Source organism: Pseudomonas sp. NPDC089401, assembly GCF_044749485.1.
Lineage (GTDB): Bacteria > Pseudomonadota > Gammaproteobacteria > Pseudomonadales > Pseudomonadaceae > Aquipseudomonas.
On the sequence record NZ_JBIVIA010000004.1, the window covers coordinates 143,387 to 165,142 of the forward strand.

Sequence of the window (21,756 nt, forward strand, 5' to 3'; positions counted from 1 at the left end):
GATACTTTGCCGACAAAACACGGCTCGCTATACTGCGCAACACTTTTATGCCATTAAGAGCCGCGCTCTGTGAACCGGCCCACGCCCGTCAAGACCGACAACTTCTTCATCATGATCTTCCGAGCCCTGCGCCAACGGCGCGTGCCCCTGGCCCTGCGCATCGCCAGCACCAACATTTTCCTGGTGGCGCTGGCGCTGGTGATCTACGCCTGCGTGATGGGCCTGCAGTTCAAGCAGGCCATGCACGAGCAGGCCGACGCCCTCGGCCAGAGCCTGACCACCCAGACCGCCACCTCGGCGACCGAGCTGCTGGTGTCCAACGACATCCTCAGCCTCAACGTGCTGCTGGGCAACCTGGTGAAGAACCCGCTGGTGGCCCATGCGGCGATCTACAGCGTGGACAACCGCATCCTCGCCGAGGCCGGCCAGCGCCCGCGCAACAGCCTGCTGGGCGAGACCGAGGGCCTGTACCAGACCAAGATCACCTTCCAGGACGTGACCGCCGGTCAGTTGCGCATCAGCCTGGACATGAGCCAGTTCCAGCAGCCGATGCTGATCAGCCTGCAGAGCATGGGCATCCTCGCCGCCATCCTGCTGGCCCTGGCGCTGAGCCTGAGCCTGCGCCAAGGGCGCCATATCACCTTGCCGCTGTTGCAGCTGCGGGTCTGGCTGCGCGACCCGCACCCCTACACCCCGGCCACCGACCGCCAGGACGAGATCGGCGACATCGCCCGCCAGCTGCACGCGCGCCTGGCCCCGCCGCCGCCGCCAGAGCCTGATCCTGAGCCCGAGGAAGACTACGAAGACGATTTCGACGACCTGCGCGACGAAGCCCCGGTCAAGCCTGCACAACGCGCCAAGGCGGTGGTCCAGGCGGACGAGGATGACGACGAGGCCTTCGCCGGCCTGCTGGACGACGAACAGCAACCTGCGGCCAAGCCTGCCGTGGTCGAATCCGATGAGCCACAGAACACGGCCGTGCTGGCCGTGCAACTGGGCTCCCAGGAACAACTGCGCCGCCTGCCGCGCACCCGCCTGACCGAACTGCTGGAGCGCTATCGCGGCTGCCTGGAGCAGGCAGCTTCGCTGTATGACGGCGAAGTCCACACGCTCAACGACGGCAGCACCCTGGTGCTGTTCCACAGCCGTGACTGCGGCGAGGATTACCTGACCAACGCCATCTGCTGCGGCGAGCTGCTGCGCGCCCTGGGCCATGCCCTGCAGATCGAGGTGGCCGACAGCGGCATCACCCTGCAACTGCAGCTGGGCCTGGCGTTGGGCGATGACCTGCAAGGGCTGGAACAGGTCGACCTGCTGATGGCCGAGAAGGCCCAGGATGCACTGGCGCTGTCGCAGCACAGCCGCAACCTGTTGCTGGTGGAGCGGCAGATCAGCGATGACGAGCTGATCCGCAAGCGTGCGCGCATTCGCCCGATTGCCAGCCCTGAAGGCGCTTGCTGCGTGGAGCGGCTGATGGAACCTTACCCGTCGATGCTGGAGCGGCAGCTGGCGCGGATGCACGAGCGCCGCGCCTGATCGAACACGCTGTCAGGTCGTCAGCCAGGTATGGGCGCTACCTGGCTGGATGCCCAGAACACCGTCCATGCGCAGCGGGAACCAGTGCACCATCGCCTCATGGTAGAAGTCCTCATAGATGCGGGACTGAACCCATGACTCGTCGGGGTCGATGTCCATCAACCCCATGTAGTCGGGCCGTAGCGTCTTCAGGCCTTGGTTGAACGCATCGGGGCCGGCCAGGTTCGAGATGGTTTGCATGTAGGCGTTCATTTTCAGATCACCTTCGGCTTGACTCTTGAAGTCGCTCACCTGCGGTCGCGGGGTCGACTTGAACGATTCGGGCAATTGTTCGAATCGTTCATTGGCGCCTTGCAGCAGACGCTTGAGCACCGGGTTGTTGCGGTGGCTGGCGAAATGCGAAGTGGCGATGCGCTTTTGCAAGTGCCAGGGCATCTTGTACTCCCCGCCGAGCAACACATCGTTGGCCCCGGCAGGGAGCGGCCTGGCCTCGCTCACCATCAACGAGTCATCGATGTCCATGTAGATACCGCCCAGCTCATCGATGATGCGCAGACGCAGGTAGTCCGAGGCAGCTGCGTAATTGCGCGAGCTGGCTGTCGGGGAGCGGAAGTAGTTGTAGGCGACCCCCTCTCGCCCGGCGATAAAACGCTGGAAGTACGGCTGTTCACGCAAGTCACGCGCTTCGATACCCACCTCGTTGCACCATGCCCGGTTAGCCTCCAACGCCGCAGCGTCGTTATCCAGGTGCATGATGAACTTGTAGCCCTTGACCCGCAGATTCTTGCTGATGGTGCGCTTGATCATGTACCCCAGCTCTTTTTCTCCGACCCAGATCATGTGAATCTCGTTTGGAATCGGTGTCGCGTTGGCCGGCAGTTGAGGCAGATCCGGGAAGCGGTATTCGGCAATGCTTTCATCCTGAACCAGGGTATGCCGCACCCGCTCATAGTCCTGGGCGCTGAGCTGCTTCCAGCGGTAGGCCTTTCCACTCTTCACCCGCCAGAGGTATTTGCCGCGACGACGCCATGCCGCCGAATCGGCGTCGTACCACACCGCATCACGGGCCACCTCCTTGCGATCGAGCGTTTCCCCATGGTCATCATGGGTGAAGACGATGTCCGCTTCGTAGCAGTCTTTCTCATGGCTCCAGAACAGACCATCGGTGGCGAAGCTCACCTCGACCTTGGGTATCAGCGGCTGGCACTCGATACCTTCGATCTCCTCCGCCGGCAACGGAGGACGCTCGATGACCTTGACCCCACCCGTGCCGCCGCGCAAGCCGTAGCGCAGGTCGATATCCCAGTAGCCGTTGTCCATGCAGGTCAGAAACGGCCCCCATTGCAGCGGTTCGTCCTCTGAGCGGATACGCAATTGCTGTTCGTGCTCCAGCCATTGCACGCGGTACACGTCAGGGCGGACCCTTACATACATTTTTCCCTGGTCGATGAACACGCCTTTACCGCTGCCAGCCACCCGCAATGGCCGATCGGTCGCCAGACGCTTCAGGTTGTTTCGCAGATCAGGCTGCAGCGTATCGTGTACGGGCCTTGCCGCCTTGTATTCCGCCGTAGCCTCCAAGGCCGGGCCCTGGGCACCTTCGACCGCAGCGTCCTGCAGCACCTGGGTGGCGTGCTCCGCTTCGGCGGCTTCTGCGACCGCTCGCTGGGTTTCATCCAGCGTCGCGCCGAAGGCCTTGAGCTGCGATAGCTCCCCTGCCAGCGGCAGCGCGTTGAGGAAGCCGAACACGAGCCGTTGTGCGCCTTCGGCTTGCTCTTCACGATTGTGTGCCGTGAGCATTTCTCCCGCGCCCACCCCTAGCAGGGCAACGCCCAGAGCGGCAGCCAGCGGCGCCAGCGCTGGCACGGCCAGGGCGATCGCGCCCACCACGTTGGCGCTGATCTCCACCCCATAGGCGGTAAGCTTGCGGTAATACTGGCTCTTGCTACCGATGTCATAGTCGGCATCGCTGAACAACCGTTGCTTGATCCGGTCGCGGAAGTAGCTGAGGGGGTACGGGTAGCGTGCACCACCGATGGTGATGGTGCTGCTGGGGTACCAGTGCCCGGTGGCGTCATTCAAGCGTCGAGGGTGCGCCGCCAGGCCGGCGAGGGCGACATCGACGCCGCTGAAGAAGTTACCGTCCTGCCTGTCCTTGCTGCTGAAGTGACTGGCGAGGGCTGCCCGCTTGCGTGGATTCCGGCATTGATGGGTGAACCAATCGCGAAGTTCTCGAACATTTGCAAAGCCATGCAAGGGTGACGAATTGCCAGGGATGTACAGTACTTGGTGGTCCTGGCCATGTTCGCCGAAGACCATGATGTCACTGGCCTCATAACCATGAATCTTCAATGGCGAGATCGTGCGGGTTCTTGAAACCGGGTTATCGGCAAAATAGCGGAACGAGGTGCCCTCCCAGCTCGTGTCGGGGCTGAGCATCAGGCTCTTGAGCACCAGCTCCGCATGGGCGCGGCTCAGGGTGCCTTCGTCGCGCTGCAGCAAAGCGGCATGGACGACGCTGCCCTTGAGCAGAAGATGGTAGGTGTGCTGCTGATGGCTCCAGAAATGCCGCAAGTACTCCAGATAACGGCTTTGCAACCCGGTCTCCCAGACAAAGGCACGGAATGTGGCCGGGTCCAGGTTCACCTGGGTGGCAGCCCCGTAGGTCTGGGCAGGGTCGCGTTGGTAGATGGCGTCGTAGGCGACACTGTTCGCCAGCTGTGCCGGGCTCAGCTCGACAATTTCACTCACTTCGTAAGCTTGCCGGCGCCACGCCATGGGGCGCCCCAGGTGGTCAGTCCAGCTGCCGCTTCCCTGCTGCTGCCAGTTGGCGATCAGCGCCTGGGTCAAGGTCATGGCATGAGCGACTTGTGCACGCCAGGGGCCTTCGTCTACATCGGCGAACTCCAGGTACAAGGTGGCAAGCACCAGATCGTCAGGATCATCCTCGATACCGTGCTGGGCGAGGTACTCACGCAAGGCGTCGGCAGCGTAATCATGGGGGCTTTGCAGGGTGACCTGTTCACGATCGAAGACCTGCTTGATCGAAAGCAGGATGTCTTCGTCCTGCTCCGTGGTGGCGGGAATCAGCGCGGCGAAATGGTGCTGGCCGGACTCGACGCTGGCATCGGGGTGGGAGGCTGGCTCGGGACTGTAGGGCTCGCCGGGGGCGGGACGTTCGGGGAGGATGGGTTGGTAGCTCATGCCCAGATTCCTTACACGGTTGAGGTAAGGATGAACATATCGCTGCGCCAGAACGCCCTGTAGTACATAACTGACGCACGTGCTCCTGCCTTTCCTGCTCCGGCGCGACAGCGCGACAGCGCGACAGCCACAAAAAAGCCCGCATCGCTGCGGGCTTCGGGCTGCCAGGTGCATCAGAACCGATAGACTTCCATATCGGTACGAATCGGCGAAGCCATCGGGATTTTCGACTTCTCCGGCTCTTTCTTCACCTGCACCGGCGCCGCCGGCTTCTTCGGCTGCTCTTCGACGATCGCCGGCTGGTTGGCCAGTGGCTTGACCGCGCTGCTCAACTGTTCGGCCAACTTCTGCAGCAGTTGCCCCTGGGCCTGAACCTGGGACGACTCGCTGCCTTCATGGGGCTGTTCGAGATGGACGATGCGGTTGTCACGCACATGGCCACGGCGATCGAGCAGGCGCCACTGGGCATCGAGGATCGCCGGCTGATTCTTGCCCGAGTCCAGGCGGGTGATCGACAGCAACACCTGCACGTCCGGGGAGAAGCCGGTGCTGGCCGGGGCCAGGACCACGCGCTGGCTGTCCAGGCGCCAGGCCAGCTGACGCACCAGCAACTGGTCGATGTCCGCCGACAGGCTACCTGCCCAACGACCGTCGGTCGCCGAACTCAGGCTGCCATCGGCCTGACGCTGCAAAAAGGTTTCGCGCTGCAGGTAATCGGCCACCGACACAGGGCCGAGCACCACGGCCATGCCCGCACTCTGTGAAGGCTGGCCAGGATCACCGCTGTCGAGTTGGTACAGGGCCACCGGCTGGTGCATGCTGCACCCGCCCAGCCCCAGCAAACCCGTCATCAACAGCGCAAATGGAAGGCGCAGGAATTTCATTCAACCCATCCAGGCGGTCGCTACCAGGCAACCGCAGTGATACTGATATCGATTCAATCGGGCACACGGCCACGCCGTCACCGCAGGGGCACTATCATCCGCGAAATATCGGTCCGACTCCAGCATTTCTGCCTGGAACAGCGCTGAAATTGCCGCTCCAGACGTTTCATCGGATTATTCCTACGCCTCTACCAGCAGTGCATCGACCCGCTGGAAGCCGCGTGGCAGTTTGCTGCCGCGCCGGCCGCGCTCGCCCTTGTAGTGCTCCAGATCGTCGGCTTTAAGGGACAGGGTACGCTTGCCGGCTTGCAATACAAGGGTCGCGCCCTCGGCAATCACCGCCAGGTCGGTGACATATTCTTCACGGCTGGCGACCCGATCACCGGGCACGCCGATGATCTTGTTGCCCTTGCCTTTGCCCAGTTGCGGCAGGTCGGACACCTTGAACACCAGCAGGCGCCCCTCGGTGGTGACCGCCGCCAGCCAGTCCTGCTCACGGCTGGCCACCGGGCGCGGGGTCATGACCTTGGCCCCGTTGGGCAGGCTGAGCAGGCCCTTGCCGGCCTTGTTCTTGGCCTGCAGGTCCTCGCCCTTGACCACGAAGCCGTAGCCGGCGTCCGAGGCCACCACGTACAGCGCGTCGTCGTCCGGCAGCAGCACGCACTCGAAGGTGGCCCCCGGCGGCGGCGTCAGACGGCCGGTCAGCGGCTCGCCCTGGCCACGCGCCGACGGCAGGGTGTGCGCGGCCACCGAATAACTGCGGCCGGTGGAGTCGATCAGCACGGCAAACTGGTTGGAACGGCCCGCGGCAGCGGCCTTGAAGCCGTCGCCGGCCTTGTACGACAGGCCGGTGGCATCGATATCGTGGCCCTTGGCGCAACGCACCCAGCCCTTTTCCGACAGCACCACCGTGACCGGCTCGGTCGGCATCAGCTCGTTTTCCGACAGGGCCTTGGCTTCGGCGCGCGCGACGATCGGCGAGCGCCGGTCGTCGCCATAGGTCTCGGCGTCCTTGATCAGCTCGCTGCGCACCAGCTTGCGCAGCTTGGCGTCGCTGCCGAGCAGGGCCTGCAGCTTGGCCTGCTCCTTGAGCAGTTCGTCCTGCTCGCCGCGGATCTTCATCTCTTCCAGGCGCGCCAGCTGACGCAGGCGGGTCTCGAGGATGTAGTCGGCCTGGATCTCGGTCAGCTCGAAGCGGGCGATCAGGGCCTGCTTGGGATGCTCCTCGGTGCGGATGATGTGGATCACTTCGTCCAGGTTGAGGAACGCGGTGAGCAAGCCGTCCAACAGGTGCAGGCGCTTCTCGACCTTGTCCAGGCGGTGCTGTAGGCGGCGACGAACGGTGTTGGTGCGGAATTCCAGCCATTCCAGCAGCAGCGCGCGCAGGTTCTTCAGCTGCGGGCGGCCGTCGAGGCCGATGATGTTGACGTTGACTCGGTAGCTGCTCTCGAGGTCGGTGGTGGCGAACAGGTGCTGCATCAACTCGTCGGCATCGACGCGATTCGAGCGCGGGATGATGACGATGCGGCACGGGTTCTCGTGGTCCGACTCGTCACGCAGGTCGGCGACCATCGGCAGCTTCTTGGCCTGCATCTGCGCGGCGATCTGCTCCAGCACCTTGGCCCCGGAGACCTGGTGCGGCAGCGCGGTGACGACGATGTCGCCATCCTCGACGCGGTATACGGCGCGCATGCGGATCGAGCCGCGGCCGGTTTCGTAGATCTTCTGGATCTCGGCTCGCGGCGTGATGATTTCCGCCTCGGTCGGGTAATCCGGGCCCTGGATGTGCTCGCACAGCTGCTCGATGGTGGCCTTGGGCTCGTCGAGCAGGCGCACGCAGGCGCTGGCCACTTCGCGCAGGTTGTGCGGCGGCACGTCGGTGGCCATGCCCACGGCAATGCCGGTGGTGCCGTTGAGCAGGATGTTGGGCAGGCGCGCCGGCAGCACTGCCGGCTCTTCCAGCGTGCCGTCGAAATTCGGCACCCAGTCCACGGTGCCCTGGCCCACTTCGCTGAGCAGCACGTCGGCGTAGCGCGACAGCCGCGCCTCGGTGTAACGCATGGCGGCGAACGACTTCGGATCGTCCGGCGCACCCCAGTTGCCCTGGCCATCGACCAGGGTGTAGCGGTAGCTGAACGGCTGCGCCATCAGCACCATGGCTTCATAGCAGGCCGAATCGCCGTGGGGGTGGAACTTGCCGAGCACGTCACCCACGGTACGGGCGGACTTCTTGTGCTTGGCGTCGGCATCGAGCCCCAACTCGCTCATGGCGTAGACGATGCGGCGCTGCACCGGCTTGAGGCCGTCGCCGATATGCGGCAGGGCCCGGTCCATGATCACGTACATGGAGTAGTTGAGGTAGGCCTGTTCGGTGAAGTCGGCCAGCGAGCGGCGTTCGACGCCGTCGAGGCTGAGTTCCAGTGGGTCGCTCATGCGGGCCTCGTCATTTCAGGTTCTGGCGCAGCAGCATGGTGCCGCCGCGCTGGGTGAATTCAAGTTGTTTCAGGGCGCTCATGCCCAGCAGCACGGTCTGGCCATCCAGGCCCGGCACCACCAGGGCGCGCACGTTCTGCAGGCGGATATCGCCGAGTTGCAAGGTGTCCAGGCGGGTACGGTAGCCTTCGGTGCGGCCATTGGCGGTACTCAGCACCACCGGGCTGCCGCGCTGCAGGTCAAGGTCCTTGGCCAGCGCTTCGGGAATCGCCACATCGGTGGCACCGGTGTCGAGCATGAAATGCGCGACCTGGCCGTTGATCGCGCCATCCAGCACGAAATGGCCCTGGCGGTTACCCAGCAGGCGCACTTCGATGAAGCCATCGCCGTGGGACGACTGCACCACCGTGTTGGGGTTGCGCTCACGCTCTTCCCAATGGCCGAAGAAGCGCACGGCCAGGAACATCCCCGCCGCCCAGGCGACGATCATCAGTACCTTGCCCGCGCGTTTGCCCGGTGGCTGGCTCATGGGTTGGCGCTCCAGCCGCCCTGGGGCGCGTCGAAGCGGTACACCACCGGGCGGGATTCGCCATCGGCACGGTCACCGTTGTTGTTGTCCAGGCCGATCCAGGCGCCCTTGGCATCGACCACCAACGCTTCGGCCAGGCCGAAGGGCTGCTTGTAGCGGCGCTCAGGCACCAAGGCATCGGCCGCGAACGACCAGCAACGCTCGACCTTGCCGCTGTCGGCATCACGCCGGCACACGCGGTAGGCGTTGCGTTCGAGGGTGAACAGCTTGCCCTCGAACCAGGCCAGGTCGGCAAAGTCCCGCGACAGGGCACGGGCGTTGGGCATCTGCTCCGGCTGCATCTCGACCCCGGCCTCGCTCAGCAGCACGCAGCGGCGCCCGCAGGTCCACACCGACTGCTGGCGCTCGATGGCCACCAGGCCACGGCGCTCGCGCTCGGCCGCCAGCCACAGACGGTCGCCTGCCGGGTTGATCGCCAGGCCTTCGAACAGCGCATTGAAGTTCAACAGCATGCCACTGGCCCGGGCCTGGCGCACCAGGGCAGGGTCGATCTTCAGCCAGTACGGCTCGCCTTCGACCGGCAATTGCAGCACTGCCGCGTGGGCCTCACTGACCAGGTAGAGGTTACCCGCTTGATCGCAGGTGATGCCCTCATAATCCAGCTCACCGCCGCGCATGTACGACGCCGCCCAATTGCGCGACTTCAGGCCCCACGGCAGGCCGCTTTCCGGCGGCGCAGGCGGAGTGAAGGTGAGCGGCTGGGCGCGCCAGGTGGCGCTCTGCTGGTCAAAGCGATAGATACGATCGTCGTCACGGTCGGAAACACCCCACAGCCCGCCCCGGCACTGGGCCAGGCCGGACAGGTTGCCACCGCGCATGCCGTCGATCGGGTGCTCGGACGACAGTTTCAGCTCCGGCCAGTTGCCCGCCAGGCCAGGCAGGGCAAGCAGCGCCAGGCAGGCCGCGACCAGCAGACGAATCAAACCAGTACCTCGGCCAGGTTGCCTTTGGTTTCCAGCCAGTTCTTGCGGTCGCTGGCGCGCTTCTTGGCCAGCAGCATGTCCATGATTTCGGTGGTACCCGCCAGGTCATCCAGGGTCAGCTGGACCAGGCGCCGGGTGTTCGGGTCCATGGTGGTTTCACGCAGCTGCGGCGGGTTCATCTCGCCCAGGCCCTTGAATCGGGTGACCTGCGGCTTGCCACGTTTCTTCTCGGCCACCAGGCGGTCGAGGATGCCGTCACGCTCGGCCTCGTCCAGGGCGTAGTAGATTTCCTTGCCCAGGTCGATGCGGTACAGCGGCGGCATGGCGACGTAGACGTGGCCGGCCTCGACCAGCGGGCGGAAGTGCTGGACGAACAGGGCGCAGAGCAAGGTGGCGATGTGCAGGCCGTCGGAGTCGGCGTCGGCGAGGATGCAGATCTTGCCGTAGCGCAGCTGCGTCAGGTCGGCAGCGCCCGGGTCGACGCCGATGGCCACGGCGATGTTGTGCACTTCCTGGCTGGCCAGGACTTCGCCGCCGTCCACTTCCCAGGTATTGAGGATCTTGCCGCGCAGCGGCAGGATCGCCTGGAACTCCTTGTCCCGCGCCTGCTTGGCGGAACCGCCGGCGGAATCACCCTCGACCAGGAACAGCTCGGCACGCATCGGGTCCTGCCCGGCGCAGTCGGCCAGCTTGCCTGGCAGTGCCGGGCCCTGGGTGATGCGTTTGCGCTCGACCTTCTTGCTCGCCTTGAGGCGCCGGCCGGCGTTGCTGATGGCCAGTTCGGCCAGCTGCATGCCGAGCTCGGGGTGGGCGTTGAGCCACAGGCTGAAGGCGTCCTTGACCACGCCGGAGACGAACGCGGCGGCCTCGCGGGACGACAGGCGTTCCTTGGTCTGGCCGGAGAACTGTGGCTCCTGCATCTTCATCGAGAGGACGAAGGTGATGCGCTCCCAGACGTCTTCCGGTGCCAGCTTGACCCCGCGCGGCAGCAGGTTGCGGAATTCGCAGAACTCGCGCATGGCATCCAGCAGGCCTTGGCGCAGGCCGTTGACGTGGGTGCCGCCCTGGGCGGTGGGGATCAGGTTGACGTAGCTTTCCTGCACACTGTCGCCGCCTTCGGGCAGCCACAGCAGGGCCCAGTCCACGGCCTCCTTGTTGCCGGCCAGGCTGCCACAGAACGGCTCGTCAGGCAGGCGCTGGAACTCGCTGACCGAATCGACCAGGTAGGAGCGCAGGCCGTCCTCGTAGTGCCACTCGACCTTCTCGCCGCTGGCCTTGTCCTCGAAGCTGACCAGCAGGCCCGGGCACAGTACCGCCTTGGCCTTGAGCACGTGCTTGAGGCGGCTGATGGAGAACTTGGCCGAATCGAAGTACTTCGGATCGGGGCTGAAGTACACGCTGGTGCCGGTGTTGCGCTTGCCGACCGTGCCGACCACTTCCAGCTCGCTGGCCTTGAAGCCGTCGGCAAAGGTCATCTGGTACTCGTTGCCGTCGCGCTTGACGCGCACGCGCACCTGGGTCGACAGGGCGTTGACCACCGAAATGCCCACGCCATGCAGGCCGCCGGAGAACTGGTAGTTCTTGTTGGAGAACTTGCCGCCGGCATGCAGCTTGGTGAGGATCAGCTCGACACCGGATACCCCCTCCTCCGGATGGATGTCCACCGGCATGCCGCGGCCGTCGTCGCTGACTTCCAGCGAGTGGTCGGCGTGGAGGATGACCTGCACCGAACGGGCATGGCCGGCCAGGGCTTCGTCGACGCTGTTGTCGATGACTTCCTGGGCCAGGTGGTTCGGCCGGCTGGTATCGGTGTACATGCCCGGGCGCTTGCGCACCGGGTCAAGGCCGGAGAGGACTTCGATGGCGTCTGCGTTATAGGCGCTAGCGCTGGGATTGGCCATGGGTTCTCGTCGTCAGTCAGGTGAATGCAAAAAGGTCAAAATACGGAGAAATCGAGCGCCGCATACTGCTGCGCCGCGATGCCGGCGAATGCCAGCAGCCCCGGCAGCTGCGCAGCGAAGCCCTGGTAGCTGTGGTCGCCACCGGCCTGGATGCGCAGGGCACAGGCCCGGTAATAACGCTCGGCGTCGCGGTAGTCCAGGGTTTCATCGGCTGTCTGCAGCCACACTTGATAGCGGCCGGGGTCCGTGGGTGCCGGCACTTCCAGTTCGGCCAGGGCCTGCACGTGGTCCAGGGTCAGTTCCCAGGTTTCGTCGGTGTAGTGGTTGCGCTGGGTGCCCAGGTAGCCGTCGAAGCGCCGGTGCGGGGTGACTGCCGGGTTGACCAGCAGGGCCTTGAGGCCGTGGCGTTCGGCCAGATGGGTGGCATAGTAGCCGCCAAGCGAACTGCCGACCAGCAGCGGCGCACCCAGTTCGGCGATGGCGGCTTCGAGCTGGGCCATGGCCTGGCGCGGGTGGTGGTGCAAGGCGGGCATGCGCAATTGGGCCGACAGGCCCAGCTGCTGCATCACGGCCTCGAGCTGGCGCGCCTTGGTGGAAAGCGGCGAGCTGTTGAAGCCATGGATATAGAGGATGGAACCCGACATGCTGCCCCCGGAAACTGTGGCTTCGCGCCCGATGGTGCGGGCGCAGGGACGCGCAGTGTAGCGTGTTCGCCGGGTTTTGGCGCCGGATGGCCAATTTCGCAACAATTTCTTCAACGGGGCCACTCACCGCGAATCCCTGTGGGAGCGGGCTTGCCCGCTCCCACAGGGATTCGCGCGGGCTTCGAAGACTTCAGTACCCCGGGCTGTTGAAGTCGAGCTTCACCTCGAAGTCCAGGGCCCTCTGCACCCCGGTTTCCAGCCGCCCGTCGGCATGCAGGCGCAGCCAGCGATAGCCCGGCTGCTCTTCGCTGACCTTGAAGTCCTCGCTGCCCGCCGCGAACTGGATGCAGGTCGAGGGCGTGGCCAGCAGGCGCAGGTCATCGCTGACCTCGTCCCATTCCTGATGGATGTGCCCCCAGAGCAGCGCCTTGACCTGTGGATAACCGCGCAACCGCTGCAACAGCGCATCGGCATTGCGCAGGCCGATCGGCGCGATCCAGGCGCAGCCGATATCCACCGGCTGGTGGTGGCAGCACACCAGGCAATGACGCTCTCCAGCGGAGGCCAGAGCGTCATCGAGCGTCGACAACTGTTGCGCTTCGAGGAACCCGTGGGTGGCGCCCGGCACTGCGCTGTCGAGCATGACCACGCGCCAGGCGCCGATGTCGGTCACAGCCTGGACCAGGGCAGGCGCCACCTGGGCCATGACCCTGGCTTCATCATGATTGCCCGGCAACCAGCGGGTTGGCACGGCGAATTCGCCGGTCAACTCGGCAAATGCCTCATAGGAGGCGACGCTGCCATCCTGGGACAGGTCGCCGGTGCACAGCAGCAGGTCGACGCGCGGCTGCTCGCGGCGCACCTGGGCCACCACATGGCGCAGGCTGTCGCGGGTATTGAGGCCCAGCAAGGTGCCCGCCGGGTCGGCGAACAGGTGGGCGTCGGTCAGTTGCACCACATGCACGGGCGCAGGGAATGGGGCTGGGTGCGGCAACGGCCGGCTCCTCGAACGGTTTCTGCAGCGATTATGGCCGGGGAACGGTTTGCCGCAAACACTCGAAACCGACCCAGGTCACAATTCGGCAAACGCGGCTCAGCGCACACTCGCCAGTTCATGGCCGCAGGCCAGGCAGTGGCTCAGCCATTCGCCAAGGAACAGGTTGAGCTGGGCCTTTTCGTCCGGCTGGTGCATCGCCTCGTTCGGATACGGGTAGATGCTGCGCAGCCGCCGGGCATGCTCGGCGCTGACCACTTCGGCCATGCGCGCATCGTGGTACACCTGCACTTCCAGGTGCGGCACCGGCAACCACGGCAGGCTGTGCTCCTGGCGCACCCGCAGGGTGGTGGTGTAAGGGCAGGCCAGCACCACGTCGAGCACCAGCACGCCAAGCATCTGATCGCCCTGGGTCATGCCGATGCGCCGCGAACTCTGGGTGGTACGCATATCGGGCAACAGGCGCATGAGCCGGGCGTAGTTGGCCTCGCAGGCTGCCTGCAGCCCGGCCAGATCGACCCGATAACGCTCACGCAGCAGGTTCACTTCCACATACCTCGGACTTCGTCTTTGTTCAGCGCCAGCCATTGCAGGCCGATGATGGTCGCCGCGTTGCAGATGCGGCCATCGCGTACCGCCTGCAGCGCATCTTCGAACGACCAGGCGCGCACGCGGATGTCTTCGCCTTCCGTTTCCAGCCCATGCAGGCCGCCGGCGCCCTCGCTGGTGCAGCGGCCGAGAAACAGGTGCACGTATTCGTCACTGCCACCTGGCGAGGGGAAGTAGCGGGTCATCGGCCACAGGGCGCTGATCGCCAGGCCGGCTTCCTCTTCGGCTTCGCGATGGGCGACCTCTTCGGGCTGTTCGGTTGCCTTGTCGATCAGCCCGGCGACCATTTCGATCAGCCAGGGGTTGTCGATCTTGCCCAGGGCACCCACGCGGAATTGTTCGATCAGGACCACTTCATCACGCAGCGGATCGTAGGGCAGCACACACACGGCATCGTGACGCACGAACAGCTCGCGGCTGATTTCGCGGCTCATGCCGCCGGCGAACAGCTCGTGGCGCAGGCGCACCTTGTCGAGCTTGTAGAAGCCCTTGAAGCAGTTGGCCCGCTCGGCGATCTCGACCGCCTTGGGTGTCGAATTCAACGTGTCTGACATGGAAATCCTCATGGCTACAGCAACAGCGCAAATGCCGCATCGCGCCATCCTACTCTGCAAGGTGGCCGGTTTCACCCCTTTCCGGCAACCGTTCGCGCACTCGGGACAGCACGTCCTCACTCTGTTAGCTTAGTGGCGAACTGAAGGCCGCGCAGACGGTCAAAGGCCGACTTTCCCTGTTCTGCAAGGATCATCATGACACTTGTCAAACTGACGTCCGTGGCCGTGCTGGCACTCGCCCTGGTTGCCTGCCAGAGCCTGTTCGCACCCAACTACCGGGCCCCGCTCGAGGTCAAGCGCGATGCCTGGGAGCACGTCAAGCCCGGCTGCAGCGAAAGCGACTGCCCGCTGGTGAACATCGACATGATCCACTTCCCGGCCCTGCCCAAGCTCGACGCCATCGTCGAACAGCGCCTGCTGCAGCTGACCGAAGACAACCAGCATGGCACCGCGCCGGCCACCCTGCAGGCCTACGAGCAGCAGTTTCTGGCCAGTGCCGACAAACGCAACAGCAGCTACCTGCAAGCCAAGGTACGCGAGCAGCATGACGGCCTGGTGATCGTCGAGCTGTCCAGCTACCTCGACAGCGGCGGCGCCCACGGCATGCCGGGGCGCGGCTTCATCAACTACTCGCGCAGGCTGGACAAGGTCCTGACCTTGCAGGACATGCTGCTGCCGGGCCAGGAAGAGACGTTCTGGAAGACCGTTGCAGAGTCGCACCGCGCCTGGCAGATCAGCGTCGGCATGGACAAGGACGCCGAGTTCGTCAAGACCTGGCCCTTCAAGCGCTCGCCGCACATCGCCCTGACGTACGGCGCGCTGGTGGTCAAGTACGAGGTCTATGCCATTGCGCCCTACTCCATGGGCCACGTGGAACTGAAGATCCCCTACCCGCGCCTGAACGGCGTGCTCAAGCCCGAACTGTTTCCCGGCCGCGGCTGAGGCTCAACAGCGCGTGCAGCGCACCTGCCAGCAGCAGCGCTGGCAGGGTCGCCCCCAGTTCCGGAGCCTTGGCGGCAATCATGTGATAGGCCGCCACGCCCGCCGCCCAGGCCAGCAGCGCCTGCCAGTGCAAGCCGTCGACCTGCGCCGGCAGGCGGCGACGACGGACCAGGTAGTGGTCCACCAGCACCACGCCGAACAGCGGCGCGAACACCGAACCGATCAACAGCAGGAAGTTTTCGTACTGGGCCAGGGGCGCCAGCAGGGCGATCAGGGTGCACAGCACGCCGATGGCCAGGGCCAGGTGCTCGACTTTCAGCGGCACCAGCACCCCGCTGGAAACAGCCGCCGAGTGAATGTCGGCGAAGGCCTTTTCCGACTCGTCCAGCAAAATCAGCAGCAGCGGGATGCCCATGCCGGCACCGGCCAGCGCCAGCAGCAGCGCGTTGACCTCGCCACTGGCGGCGAAGGCCAGGGTGTAGGCCACGCCCAGGCTCATCAGCCAGGTGTTGCCGATGAAATAACCCAGCACGGTACCGCCGAACACATGGCGACCGTTGCGGGCGAAGCGCGAATAGTCGGCGATCAGTGGCAGCCACGACAGCGGCATGGCGATGACGATGTCGAAACCCACGGCCAGCGACATCGAACCATCCCCTGCCCGGTTCCATAGCTCGCCCAGGTCGGCCTTGGCGAACAGGTTCCAGGTCAGCCACAGGCATGCGCCCAACAGCAGCCAGATGCCCCAGGCGCGCAGCACCTTGCGCACGAACGCCAGCGGCCCGCTGACCGCAAGCAGGGTGGCCAGGGCGCCGAAGCACAGGGTCCAGAGCATCGGGCTGTTCCAGGCGCTGTCCTCGCCGAACGCCCGCGCGCCCAGAAGGCTCGCGGCATCGCGCATGACGATGATCTCGAACGCGCCCCAGCCCACCAGTTGCAGCAGGTTGAGCAATGCCGGCAGGCGCGCGCCATGGCGGCCCAGGCTCAGTTTCAAGGTGCCCATGGCCGACAGGCCGGTGTCGCTGCCGATGACCCCGGCAGCGCCGAGCAGCAGCACACCGACACCCGTGCCGAGGGCAATCGCCAGGACTGCCCCGGCAAGGCCCAGGCCCGGGGCGAGCATGGCGCCGACCTGCAGGACCATGAGGCCGATGCCGAGGGAGAACCATAGCGAGAACAGGTCACGGGCGCCGAAGATGCGCTGATGGCTGGGGACCGGGTGGTCGGGGGAGAATTGGCTGTGGGTGGTCATGCTTTCAGACGCTCGACGAAGTGTTGGAGTGGTGTAGGAGCGGCCTTGTGTCGCGAAAGGGCCGCAAAGCGGCCCCTGCATTTTCAGCAGCGAAGCTGAAAACCTGGGGCCGCTTCGCAGCCCTTTCGCGACACAAGGCCGCTCCTACAAAGGTCAGCCTTGCAGTTAGACTTTGTGGTACAGCTGGCTGCCTTCCTGGCGGAAGCGTTCGGATTGCTCGCGCATGCCCTGCTCGACCGTCACGTCCACGGTTTCGATCTTGGCGGCATATTCGCGCACTTCCTGGGTGATCTTCATCGAGCAGAACTTCGGCCCGCACATCGAGCAGAAGTGCGCGACCTTGGCCGATTCCTTCGGCAGCGTCTCGTCGTGGAAGGCCCGCGCGGTGTCCGGGTCCAGGCCCAGGTTGAACTGGTCCTCCCAGCGGAATTCGAAGCGCGCCTTGGACAGCGCGTTGTCACGGATCTGCGCGCCCGGGTGGCCTTTGGCGAGGTCCGCGGCATGCGCGGCGATCTTGTAGGTGATGATGCCGGTCTTGACGTCATCCTTGTTCGGCAGGCCCAGGTGCTCCTTGGGCGTGACGTAGCAGAGCATGGCGCAGCCGAACCAGCCGATCATCGCCGCGCCGATGCCCGAGGTAATGTGGTCATAGCCCGGGGCGATGTCGGTGGTCAGCGGCCCGAGGGTGTAGAACGGCGCCTCGTCGCAGCACTCCAGCTGCTTGTCCATGTTCTCCTTGATCAGCTGCATCGGCACGTGGCCGGGGCCTTCGATCATGCACTGCACGTCATGCTTCCAGGCGATCTTGGTCAGCTCGCCGAGGGTTTCCAGCTCACCGAACTGGGCGGCGTCGTTGGCATCGGCGATCGAGCCCGGGCGCAGGCCGTCACCCAGCGAGAAGCTGACGTCGTAGGCCTTCATGATTTCGCAGATCTCGTCGAAGTGCGTGTACAGGAAGTTCTCCTTGTGGTGCGCCAGGCACCACTTGGCCATGATCGAACCGCCGCGGCTGACGATGCCGGTGACCCGCTTGGCGGTCAGTGGCACGTAGCGCAGCAGCACGCCGGCGTGGATGGTGAAATAGTCCACGCCCTGCTCGGCCTGTTCGATCAGGGTGTCGCGGAACAGCTCCCAGGTCAGGTCCTCGGCGACGCCGCCGACTTTCTCCAGGGCCTGGTAAATCGGCACGGTACCGATCGGCACCGGCGAGTTGCGGATGATCCACTCGCGGGTTTCGTGGATGTGCTTGCCGGTGGACAGGTCCATGACCGTGTCCGAGCCCCAGCGGATGCCCCAGGTCAGCTTGGCCACTTCTTCCTCGATCGAGGAACCCAGGGCGCTGTTGCCGATGTTGCCGTTGATCTTCACCAGGAAGTTGCGGCCGATGATCATCGGCTCCAGTTCCGGGTGGTTGATGTTGGCCGGGATGATCGCGCGGCCGCGGGCGATTTCCTCGCGCACGAACTCGGCGGTGATTTCTTTCGGGATGCTGGCGCCAAAGCTGTGGCCGGCGTGCTGCTGCGCCAGCAGGCCGGCGGCGCGGGCCTCCTGCAGCTTCATGTTCTCGCGGATGGCGACGTATTCCATCTCGGCGGTGATGATGCCCTGGCGCGCGTAGTGCATCTGCGTGACGTTGGCGCCGGCCTTGGCCCGGCGCGGGTTGCGCACGTGGGCGAAGCGCAGCTTGGCGAGCTCGGCATCGTGCAAGCGCTGCTGGCCGAAGTCCGAGCTCAGGCCACCGAGGCGCTCGGTGTCGCCACGGGCGTCGAGCCAGTTGCCGCGCACGTCGGCCAGGCCCTTGCGCACGTCGATGATGACCTCAGGGTCGGTGTACGGGCCAGAGGTGTCGTACACCAGCACCGGGGCGTTGCTTTCGCCGCCGAAGTCGGTGGGGGTGTCGTGCAGGCTGATTTCGCGCATGGGCACGCGGATGTCCGGGCGCGAGCCTTCGACATGGACCTTGCGCGAACGCGGGAAGGGTTGCACGGACTGCTGATCGACTTGTGCCGATTCGCTGAGGTTGATCGATTTTTCTTGTTTGGTCATCACAGGCTCTCCAGACGGCTTCCAAGCGGGCGGAATGTCGGGGGAGAACCTGAAAGGCATGGACGCACCCCTTGACGGGTGCAGTGCCGGAGACGGGGGTGCCTGAAGCTGCATGCAGCTGCGACATTCCCGGACCTGGCACAAGAGGCTCCCCGGGAAGGCGAGCAATCTTGTTCCCTACGCAGGCGTTAACCTGATCAGGTTCAACGGGATCCGCACCTCTGCGATCTCAGCCTTTGCTTCAAGGCACCCCGACAAGAACATGCGCAGTCTAGACTGGAGTGGTCGGCAAAGCCAAGCGGCTAGAACGCGGCATGATGAAAGGCACACATGGCGATTGTTGCCGGAGGGCGCGTGGCACTACACTGGCGCACCGAACAATACTCAACAGTTCAGTAATTATTCTTCGTACAAGGATTGCCCCTATGCTGCGCAAACTCTCACTGGCGATTGCCGTGTCTTGTGCGTCCAACACAGTGGTCTGGGCCGCGGATGTGCCCACCACGGTCAAGACCGACCTGGTCAGCGTCTACCAGGAAGCGGTCGACAACAACGCCGATCTTGCGGCCGCCCGCGCCGATTATGGCGCCCGCCGCGAAGTCGTGCCCCAGGCCCGCGCCGGCCTGCTGCCGAACCTGTCGGCCGGTGCCGAGATGATGAACACCCGCACCAAGCTGGACCAACCTTCGGCCACCAGCACCCGCAGCGGCAACGCCTGGAGCGCGACCCTGGCCCAGCCGATCTTCCGCGCCGACCGCTGGTTCCAGCTGCAGGCCGCCGAGGCGGTCAACGAGCAGGCCGCGCTGGAGCTGTCGGCCACCGAGCAGAACCTCATCCTGCAAAGTGCGCAAAGCTACTTCTCGGTGCTCCGCGCCCAGGACAACCTGGCCGCCACCAAGGCCGAGGAAGCCGCCTTCAAGCGCCAGCTCGACCAGTCCAACGAACGCTTCGATGTCGGCCTTTCCGACAAGACCGACGTGCTGCAGTCCCAGGCCAGCTACGACACCGCCCGGGCCAACCGGCTGATTGCCGAACGCCAGGTGCAGGATGCCTTCGAGGCCCTGGTGACCCTGACCAACCGTGAGTACAGCTCGATCCAGGGCGTGGTGCATACCTTGCCGGTGCAGGTGCCGACCCCCAACGACGCCAAGGCCTGGGTGGAAACCGCCGGGCGCCAGAACCTCAACCTGCTGGCCACCAATCACGCGGTCGTCGCCGCCGAAGAGACCCTGCGCCAGCGCAAGGCCGGCCACGCACCGACCGTCGATGCGGTGGCCAAGTACCAGAAGGGCGACAACGACAGCCTGGGCTTCACCAACCCCTCGCCGTTTGGCCAGCGCTACGGCGGCGACGTGGAACAGACCAGCATCGGCCTGCAACTGAACATTCCGATCTACAGCGGTGGCCTGACCAGCTCGCAGGTGCGCGAGGCCTACCAGCGCCTGAGCCAGAGCGAACAGCAGCGCGAAAGCCTGCGCCGCCAGGTCACGGAAAACACCCGCAACCTGCACCGTGCGGTGAACACCGACGTGGAACAGGTGAAGGCGCGCAAGCAGTCGATCATTTCCAACCAGAGTGCGCTGGAGGCCACCGAGATCGGCTACCAGGTCGGTACCCGCAACATCGTCGACGTGCTCGATGCCCAGCGCCAGCTGTACACCTCGGTACGCGACTACAACAACAGCCGCTATGACTACATCCTCGACAACCTCAGCCTCAAGCAGGCGGCCGGGACCCTGAGCCCGCAGGATCTGCAGGACCTGGCGCGGTACCTGAAGCCGGATTACAACCCGGACAAGGACTTCCTGCCGCCGGACCTGGCAGCCGCTGCAGCGAAGAACTTCGAGCGCAGGCCTTGAGATAGGCGCTGGCTTCTTCGCGGGTAAACCCGCTCCCACAGGGACCGTGCAAAGGCTCAGCTTTGTGCAGTAACTGTGGGAGCGGGTTTACCCGCGAAGAAGCCAACCCAAGAATCAGCCCAGAAACTTACCCAAACCCTCCAGCAAGCGCTGCAAGGCCCCCTGGTTGGCCTGCATCACCGCCCTGCCCGCCTCGCCCATGCGCCGGGCATCCTGCGGCAACTCGATCAGGCGCCGCACCGCCTCGGCCAGCCCCTCGGCATCGTCTACCTGCCGCAACGCCCCCGCCTCGCGCAACATCGCGCTGATTTCGAGGAAGTTGAACACATGCGGCCCCATGATCACCGGCAAAGACAACGCGGCCGGTTCCAATGGGTTATGCCCGCCGGTGGCGACCAGGCTGCCGCCGACGAAGGCGATGTCGGCCAGCGCATAGAGGAACAGCAACTCGCCCATGGTGTCGCCCAGCAACACCCGCGTCTGCGCGTCCACCGGCGTGCCAGCGGAGCGGCGCACCGTGGCGAACTGCAGGCTGCACAGGTCATGCACCGCGTCGAAGCGCTCAGGGTGGCGCGGCACCAGGATCAGCAGCGCATCGCCATGCACCTGCAACAGCTGCCGATGGGCCTCGAGGATCAGCGCGTCCTCGCCCTCGTGGGTGCTGGCGGCAATCCACACCGGGCGTTGCCCGGCACCCCACCCGGTGCGCAACGCCTGGGCACGCGGCAGCAGTTGCTCGTCGATCTTCAGGTCGAACTTGATCGAGCCGGTCACCTGCACGCATTCCGGGCGTGCACCCAGGTCACGGAAGCGCTGGGCTTCGGTTTCGGTCTGCACGGCGATCAGGCTCATCTCGGCCAGCATCGGCCGGGTCAGCCTGGCGAACCGCGCGTAGCCGCGGGCCGAACGCGCGGACAAGCGTGCATTGGCCAGCGCCACCGGAATGCCGCGCCTGGCGCATTGGTGGATATGGTTGGGCCACAGTTCGGTTTCCATGATGATGCCCAGGCGCGGGCGCACATGGTCGAGGAAACGCCCCGCCGCCCACGGCAGGTCGTAGGGCAGGTAGCAGTGCTGGATGCGCGGCTCGTCGGCGAACAGCGCGCGGATGCGTTCGGAACCGGTCGGGGTCATGCAGGTGAGCGTGATCGGCAGGCCCGGGTAGGCCTTGAGCAGCGCGCGCACCATGGGCGCGGCGGCAATGCTCTCGCCGACCGAAACGGCATGCACCCAGATCCCACCCTGGCGCATGGCCGGCAGGTTGCGGGCAAAGCGCTCGCCGATGCGCTGGCCATAGGCCGGCGCCTTGCGTGCACGCAGGTACAGGCGCAGCGCGACCAGCGGCAGGCCCAGGTGAAACAGCAGGGTATAGAGGGTTCTGTTCAT

At 65.1% G+C, this 21,756-nt stretch carries 16 protein-coding genes and 1 riboswitch; of the genes, 3 read left to right on the plus strand and 13 right to left on the minus strand.

The annotated features are described in order from the left end of the window. Positions 1 to 69: 69 nt before the first annotated feature. On the plus strand, positions 70 to 1,536 hold the full coding sequence (locus ACIP21_RS11180; RefSeq protein WP_400687334.1) for a histidine kinase: 1,467 nt from the start codon (positions 70 to 72) through the stop codon (positions 1,534 to 1,536). A gap of 12 nt (positions 1,537 to 1,548) precedes the next feature. Here ACIP21_RS11180 and ACIP21_RS11185 read toward each other — a convergent pair whose 3' ends face one another. The 10 genes from ACIP21_RS11185 to ACIP21_RS11230 form a co-directional block, all read right to left on the minus strand. Continuing rightward, on the minus strand, positions 1,549 to 4,914 hold the full coding sequence (locus ACIP21_RS11185; protein WP_400687336.1) for a dermonecrotic toxin domain-containing protein: 3,366 nt from the start codon (positions 4,912 to 4,914) through the stop codon (positions 1,549 to 1,551). After that, entirely contained in the window at positions 4,914 to 5,624 is a 711-nt protein-coding gene (locus ACIP21_RS11190; RefSeq protein WP_400687338.1) for a membrane integrity-associated transporter subunit PqiC, read from the minus strand. The genes ACIP21_RS11185 and ACIP21_RS11190 overlap by 1 nt, the downstream gene beginning before the upstream one ends. A gap of 180 nt (positions 5,625 to 5,804) precedes the next feature. Continuing rightward, positions 5,805 to 8,057: a DNA topoisomerase IV subunit A gene (gene parC / locus ACIP21_RS11195; protein WP_400687340.1), complete on the minus strand. Its 2,253-nt coding sequence runs from the start codon at positions 8,055 to 8,057 to the stop codon at positions 5,805 to 5,807. 10 nt (positions 8,058 to 8,067) lie between these two features. Further along, positions 8,068 to 8,586: a TIGR02281 family clan AA aspartic protease gene (locus ACIP21_RS11200; RefSeq protein WP_400687342.1), complete on the minus strand. Its 519-nt coding sequence runs from the start codon at positions 8,584 to 8,586 to the stop codon at positions 8,068 to 8,070. Beyond that, complete coding sequence (locus ACIP21_RS11205) at positions 8,583 to 9,569, minus strand: esterase-like activity of phytase family protein (RefSeq protein ID WP_400687344.1); 987 nt, start codon at positions 9,567 to 9,569, stop codon at positions 8,583 to 8,585. Before ACIP21_RS11205 ends, ACIP21_RS11200 begins: the two co-directional genes overlap by 4 nt. Continuing rightward, on the minus strand, positions 9,566 to 11,470 hold the full coding sequence (gene parE / locus ACIP21_RS11210; RefSeq protein ID WP_400687345.1) for a DNA topoisomerase IV subunit B: 1,905 nt from the start codon (positions 11,468 to 11,470) through the stop codon (positions 9,566 to 9,568). Before parE ends, ACIP21_RS11205 begins: the two co-directional genes overlap by 4 nt. 35 nt (positions 11,471 to 11,505) lie before the next feature. Further along, on the minus strand, positions 11,506 to 12,114 hold the full coding sequence (locus ACIP21_RS11215; RefSeq protein WP_400687347.1) for a YqiA/YcfP family alpha/beta fold hydrolase: 609 nt from the start codon (positions 12,112 to 12,114) through the stop codon (positions 11,506 to 11,508). 190 nt (positions 12,115 to 12,304) lie between these two features. Next, positions 12,305 to 13,108: a 3',5'-cyclic-AMP phosphodiesterase gene (cpdA, locus tag ACIP21_RS11220; RefSeq protein WP_400687349.1), complete on the minus strand. Its 804-nt coding sequence runs from the start codon at positions 13,106 to 13,108 to the stop codon at positions 12,305 to 12,307. 99 nt (positions 13,109 to 13,207) lie between these two features. After that, positions 13,208 to 13,660 (minus strand): DUF1249 domain-containing protein, encoded by a 453-nt coding sequence (locus ACIP21_RS11225; RefSeq protein WP_400687351.1) that lies wholly within the window; start codon positions 13,658 to 13,660, stop codon positions 13,208 to 13,210. Continuing rightward, positions 13,651 to 14,271 (minus strand): NUDIX domain-containing protein, encoded by a 621-nt coding sequence (locus ACIP21_RS11230; protein WP_400687352.1) that lies wholly within the window; start codon positions 14,269 to 14,271, stop codon positions 13,651 to 13,653. Before ACIP21_RS11230 ends, ACIP21_RS11225 begins: the two co-directional genes overlap by 10 nt. Positions 14,272 to 14,466: 195 nt before the next feature. On the opposite strand from ACIP21_RS11230, the gene ACIP21_RS11235 reads away from it, so the two are divergent. After that, the gene (locus ACIP21_RS11235) at positions 14,467 to 15,213 is read left to right on the plus strand and encodes an RsiV family protein (RefSeq protein WP_400687354.1); all 747 of its coding nucleotides are present in this window, start codon (positions 14,467 to 14,469) and stop codon (positions 15,211 to 15,213) included. Here the strand turns inward: ACIP21_RS11235 and cytX are convergent. Together cytX and thiC are read right to left on the minus strand one after the other, a co-directional pair. Continuing rightward, the gene (cytX, locus tag ACIP21_RS11240; protein WP_400687356.1) at positions 15,182 to 16,465 is read right to left on the minus strand and encodes a putative hydroxymethylpyrimidine transporter CytX; all 1,284 of its coding nucleotides are present in this window, start codon (positions 16,463 to 16,465) and stop codon (positions 15,182 to 15,184) included. The genes ACIP21_RS11235 and cytX overlap by 32 nt on opposite strands. A 165-nt stretch (positions 16,466 to 16,630) precedes the next feature. Next, a complete protein-coding gene (thiC, locus tag ACIP21_RS11245; RefSeq protein ID WP_400687358.1) occupies positions 16,631 to 18,511 on the minus strand; it encodes a phosphomethylpyrimidine synthase ThiC in 1,881 nt (626 codons plus the stop codon). Between the two features lie 157 nt (positions 18,512 to 18,668). Continuing rightward, positions 18,669 to 18,775: riboswitch (TPP riboswitch) on the minus strand. 161 nt (positions 18,776 to 18,936) lie between these two features. Between thiC and ACIP21_RS11250 the strand changes: the two genes are divergently transcribed. Next, on the plus strand, positions 18,937 to 20,370 hold the full coding sequence (locus tag ACIP21_RS11250) for a TolC family outer membrane protein (RefSeq protein WP_400687360.1): 1,434 nt from the start codon (positions 18,937 to 18,939) through the stop codon (positions 20,368 to 20,370). Positions 20,371 to 20,484: 114 nt separating this feature from the next. On the opposite strand, the gene waaA is transcribed toward ACIP21_RS11250, so the two are convergent. Then, the gene (gene waaA / locus ACIP21_RS11255) at positions 20,485 to 21,756 is read right to left on the minus strand and encodes a lipid IV(A) 3-deoxy-D-manno-octulosonic acid transferase (protein ID WP_400687361.1); all 1,272 of its coding nucleotides are present in this window, start codon (positions 21,754 to 21,756) and stop codon (positions 20,485 to 20,487) included.

Coding starts and splice junctions, on each gene's coding strand:
- parC (WP_400687340.1), bottom strand. CDS start 8,057: ATGAGCGACCCACTGGAACTCAGCCTCGACGGCGTCGAACGCCGCTCG.
- cytX (WP_400687356.1), bottom strand. CDS start 16,465: ATGACCACCCACAGCCAATTCTCCCCCGACCACCCGGTCCCCAGCCAT.
- ACIP21_RS11200 (WP_400687342.1), bottom strand. CDS start 8,586: ATGAGCCAGCCACCGGGCAAACGCGCGGGCAAGGTACTGATGATCGTC.
- ACIP21_RS11250 (WP_400687360.1), top strand. CDS start 18,937: ATGCTGCGCAAACTCTCACTGGCGATTGCCGTGTCTTGTGCGTCCAAC.
- parE (WP_400687345.1), bottom strand. CDS start 11,470: ATGGCCAATCCCAGCGCTAGCGCCTATAACGCAGACGCCATCGAAGTC.
- ACIP21_RS11230 (WP_400687352.1), bottom strand. CDS start 14,271: ATGTCAGACACGTTGAATTCGACACCCAAGGCGGTCGAGATCGCCGAG.
- thiC (WP_400687358.1), bottom strand. CDS start 18,511: ATGACCAAACAAGAAAAATCGATCAACCTCAGCGAATCGGCACAAGTC.
- ACIP21_RS11235 (WP_400687354.1), top strand. CDS start 14,467: ATGACACTTGTCAAACTGACGTCCGTGGCCGTGCTGGCACTCGCCCTG.
- ACIP21_RS11190 (WP_400687338.1), bottom strand. CDS start 5,624: ATGAAATTCCTGCGCCTTCCATTTGCGCTGTTGATGACGGGTTTGCTG.
- ACIP21_RS11215 (WP_400687347.1), bottom strand. CDS start 12,114: ATGTCGGGTTCCATCCTCTATATCCATGGCTTCAACAGCTCGCCGCTT.
- ACIP21_RS11185 (WP_400687336.1), bottom strand. CDS start 4,914: ATGCACCTGGCAGCCCGAAGCCCGCAGCGATGCGGGCTTTTTTGTGGC.
- waaA (WP_400687361.1), bottom strand. CDS start 21,756: ATGAACAGAACCCTCTATACCCTGCTGTTTCACCTGGGCCTGCCGCTG.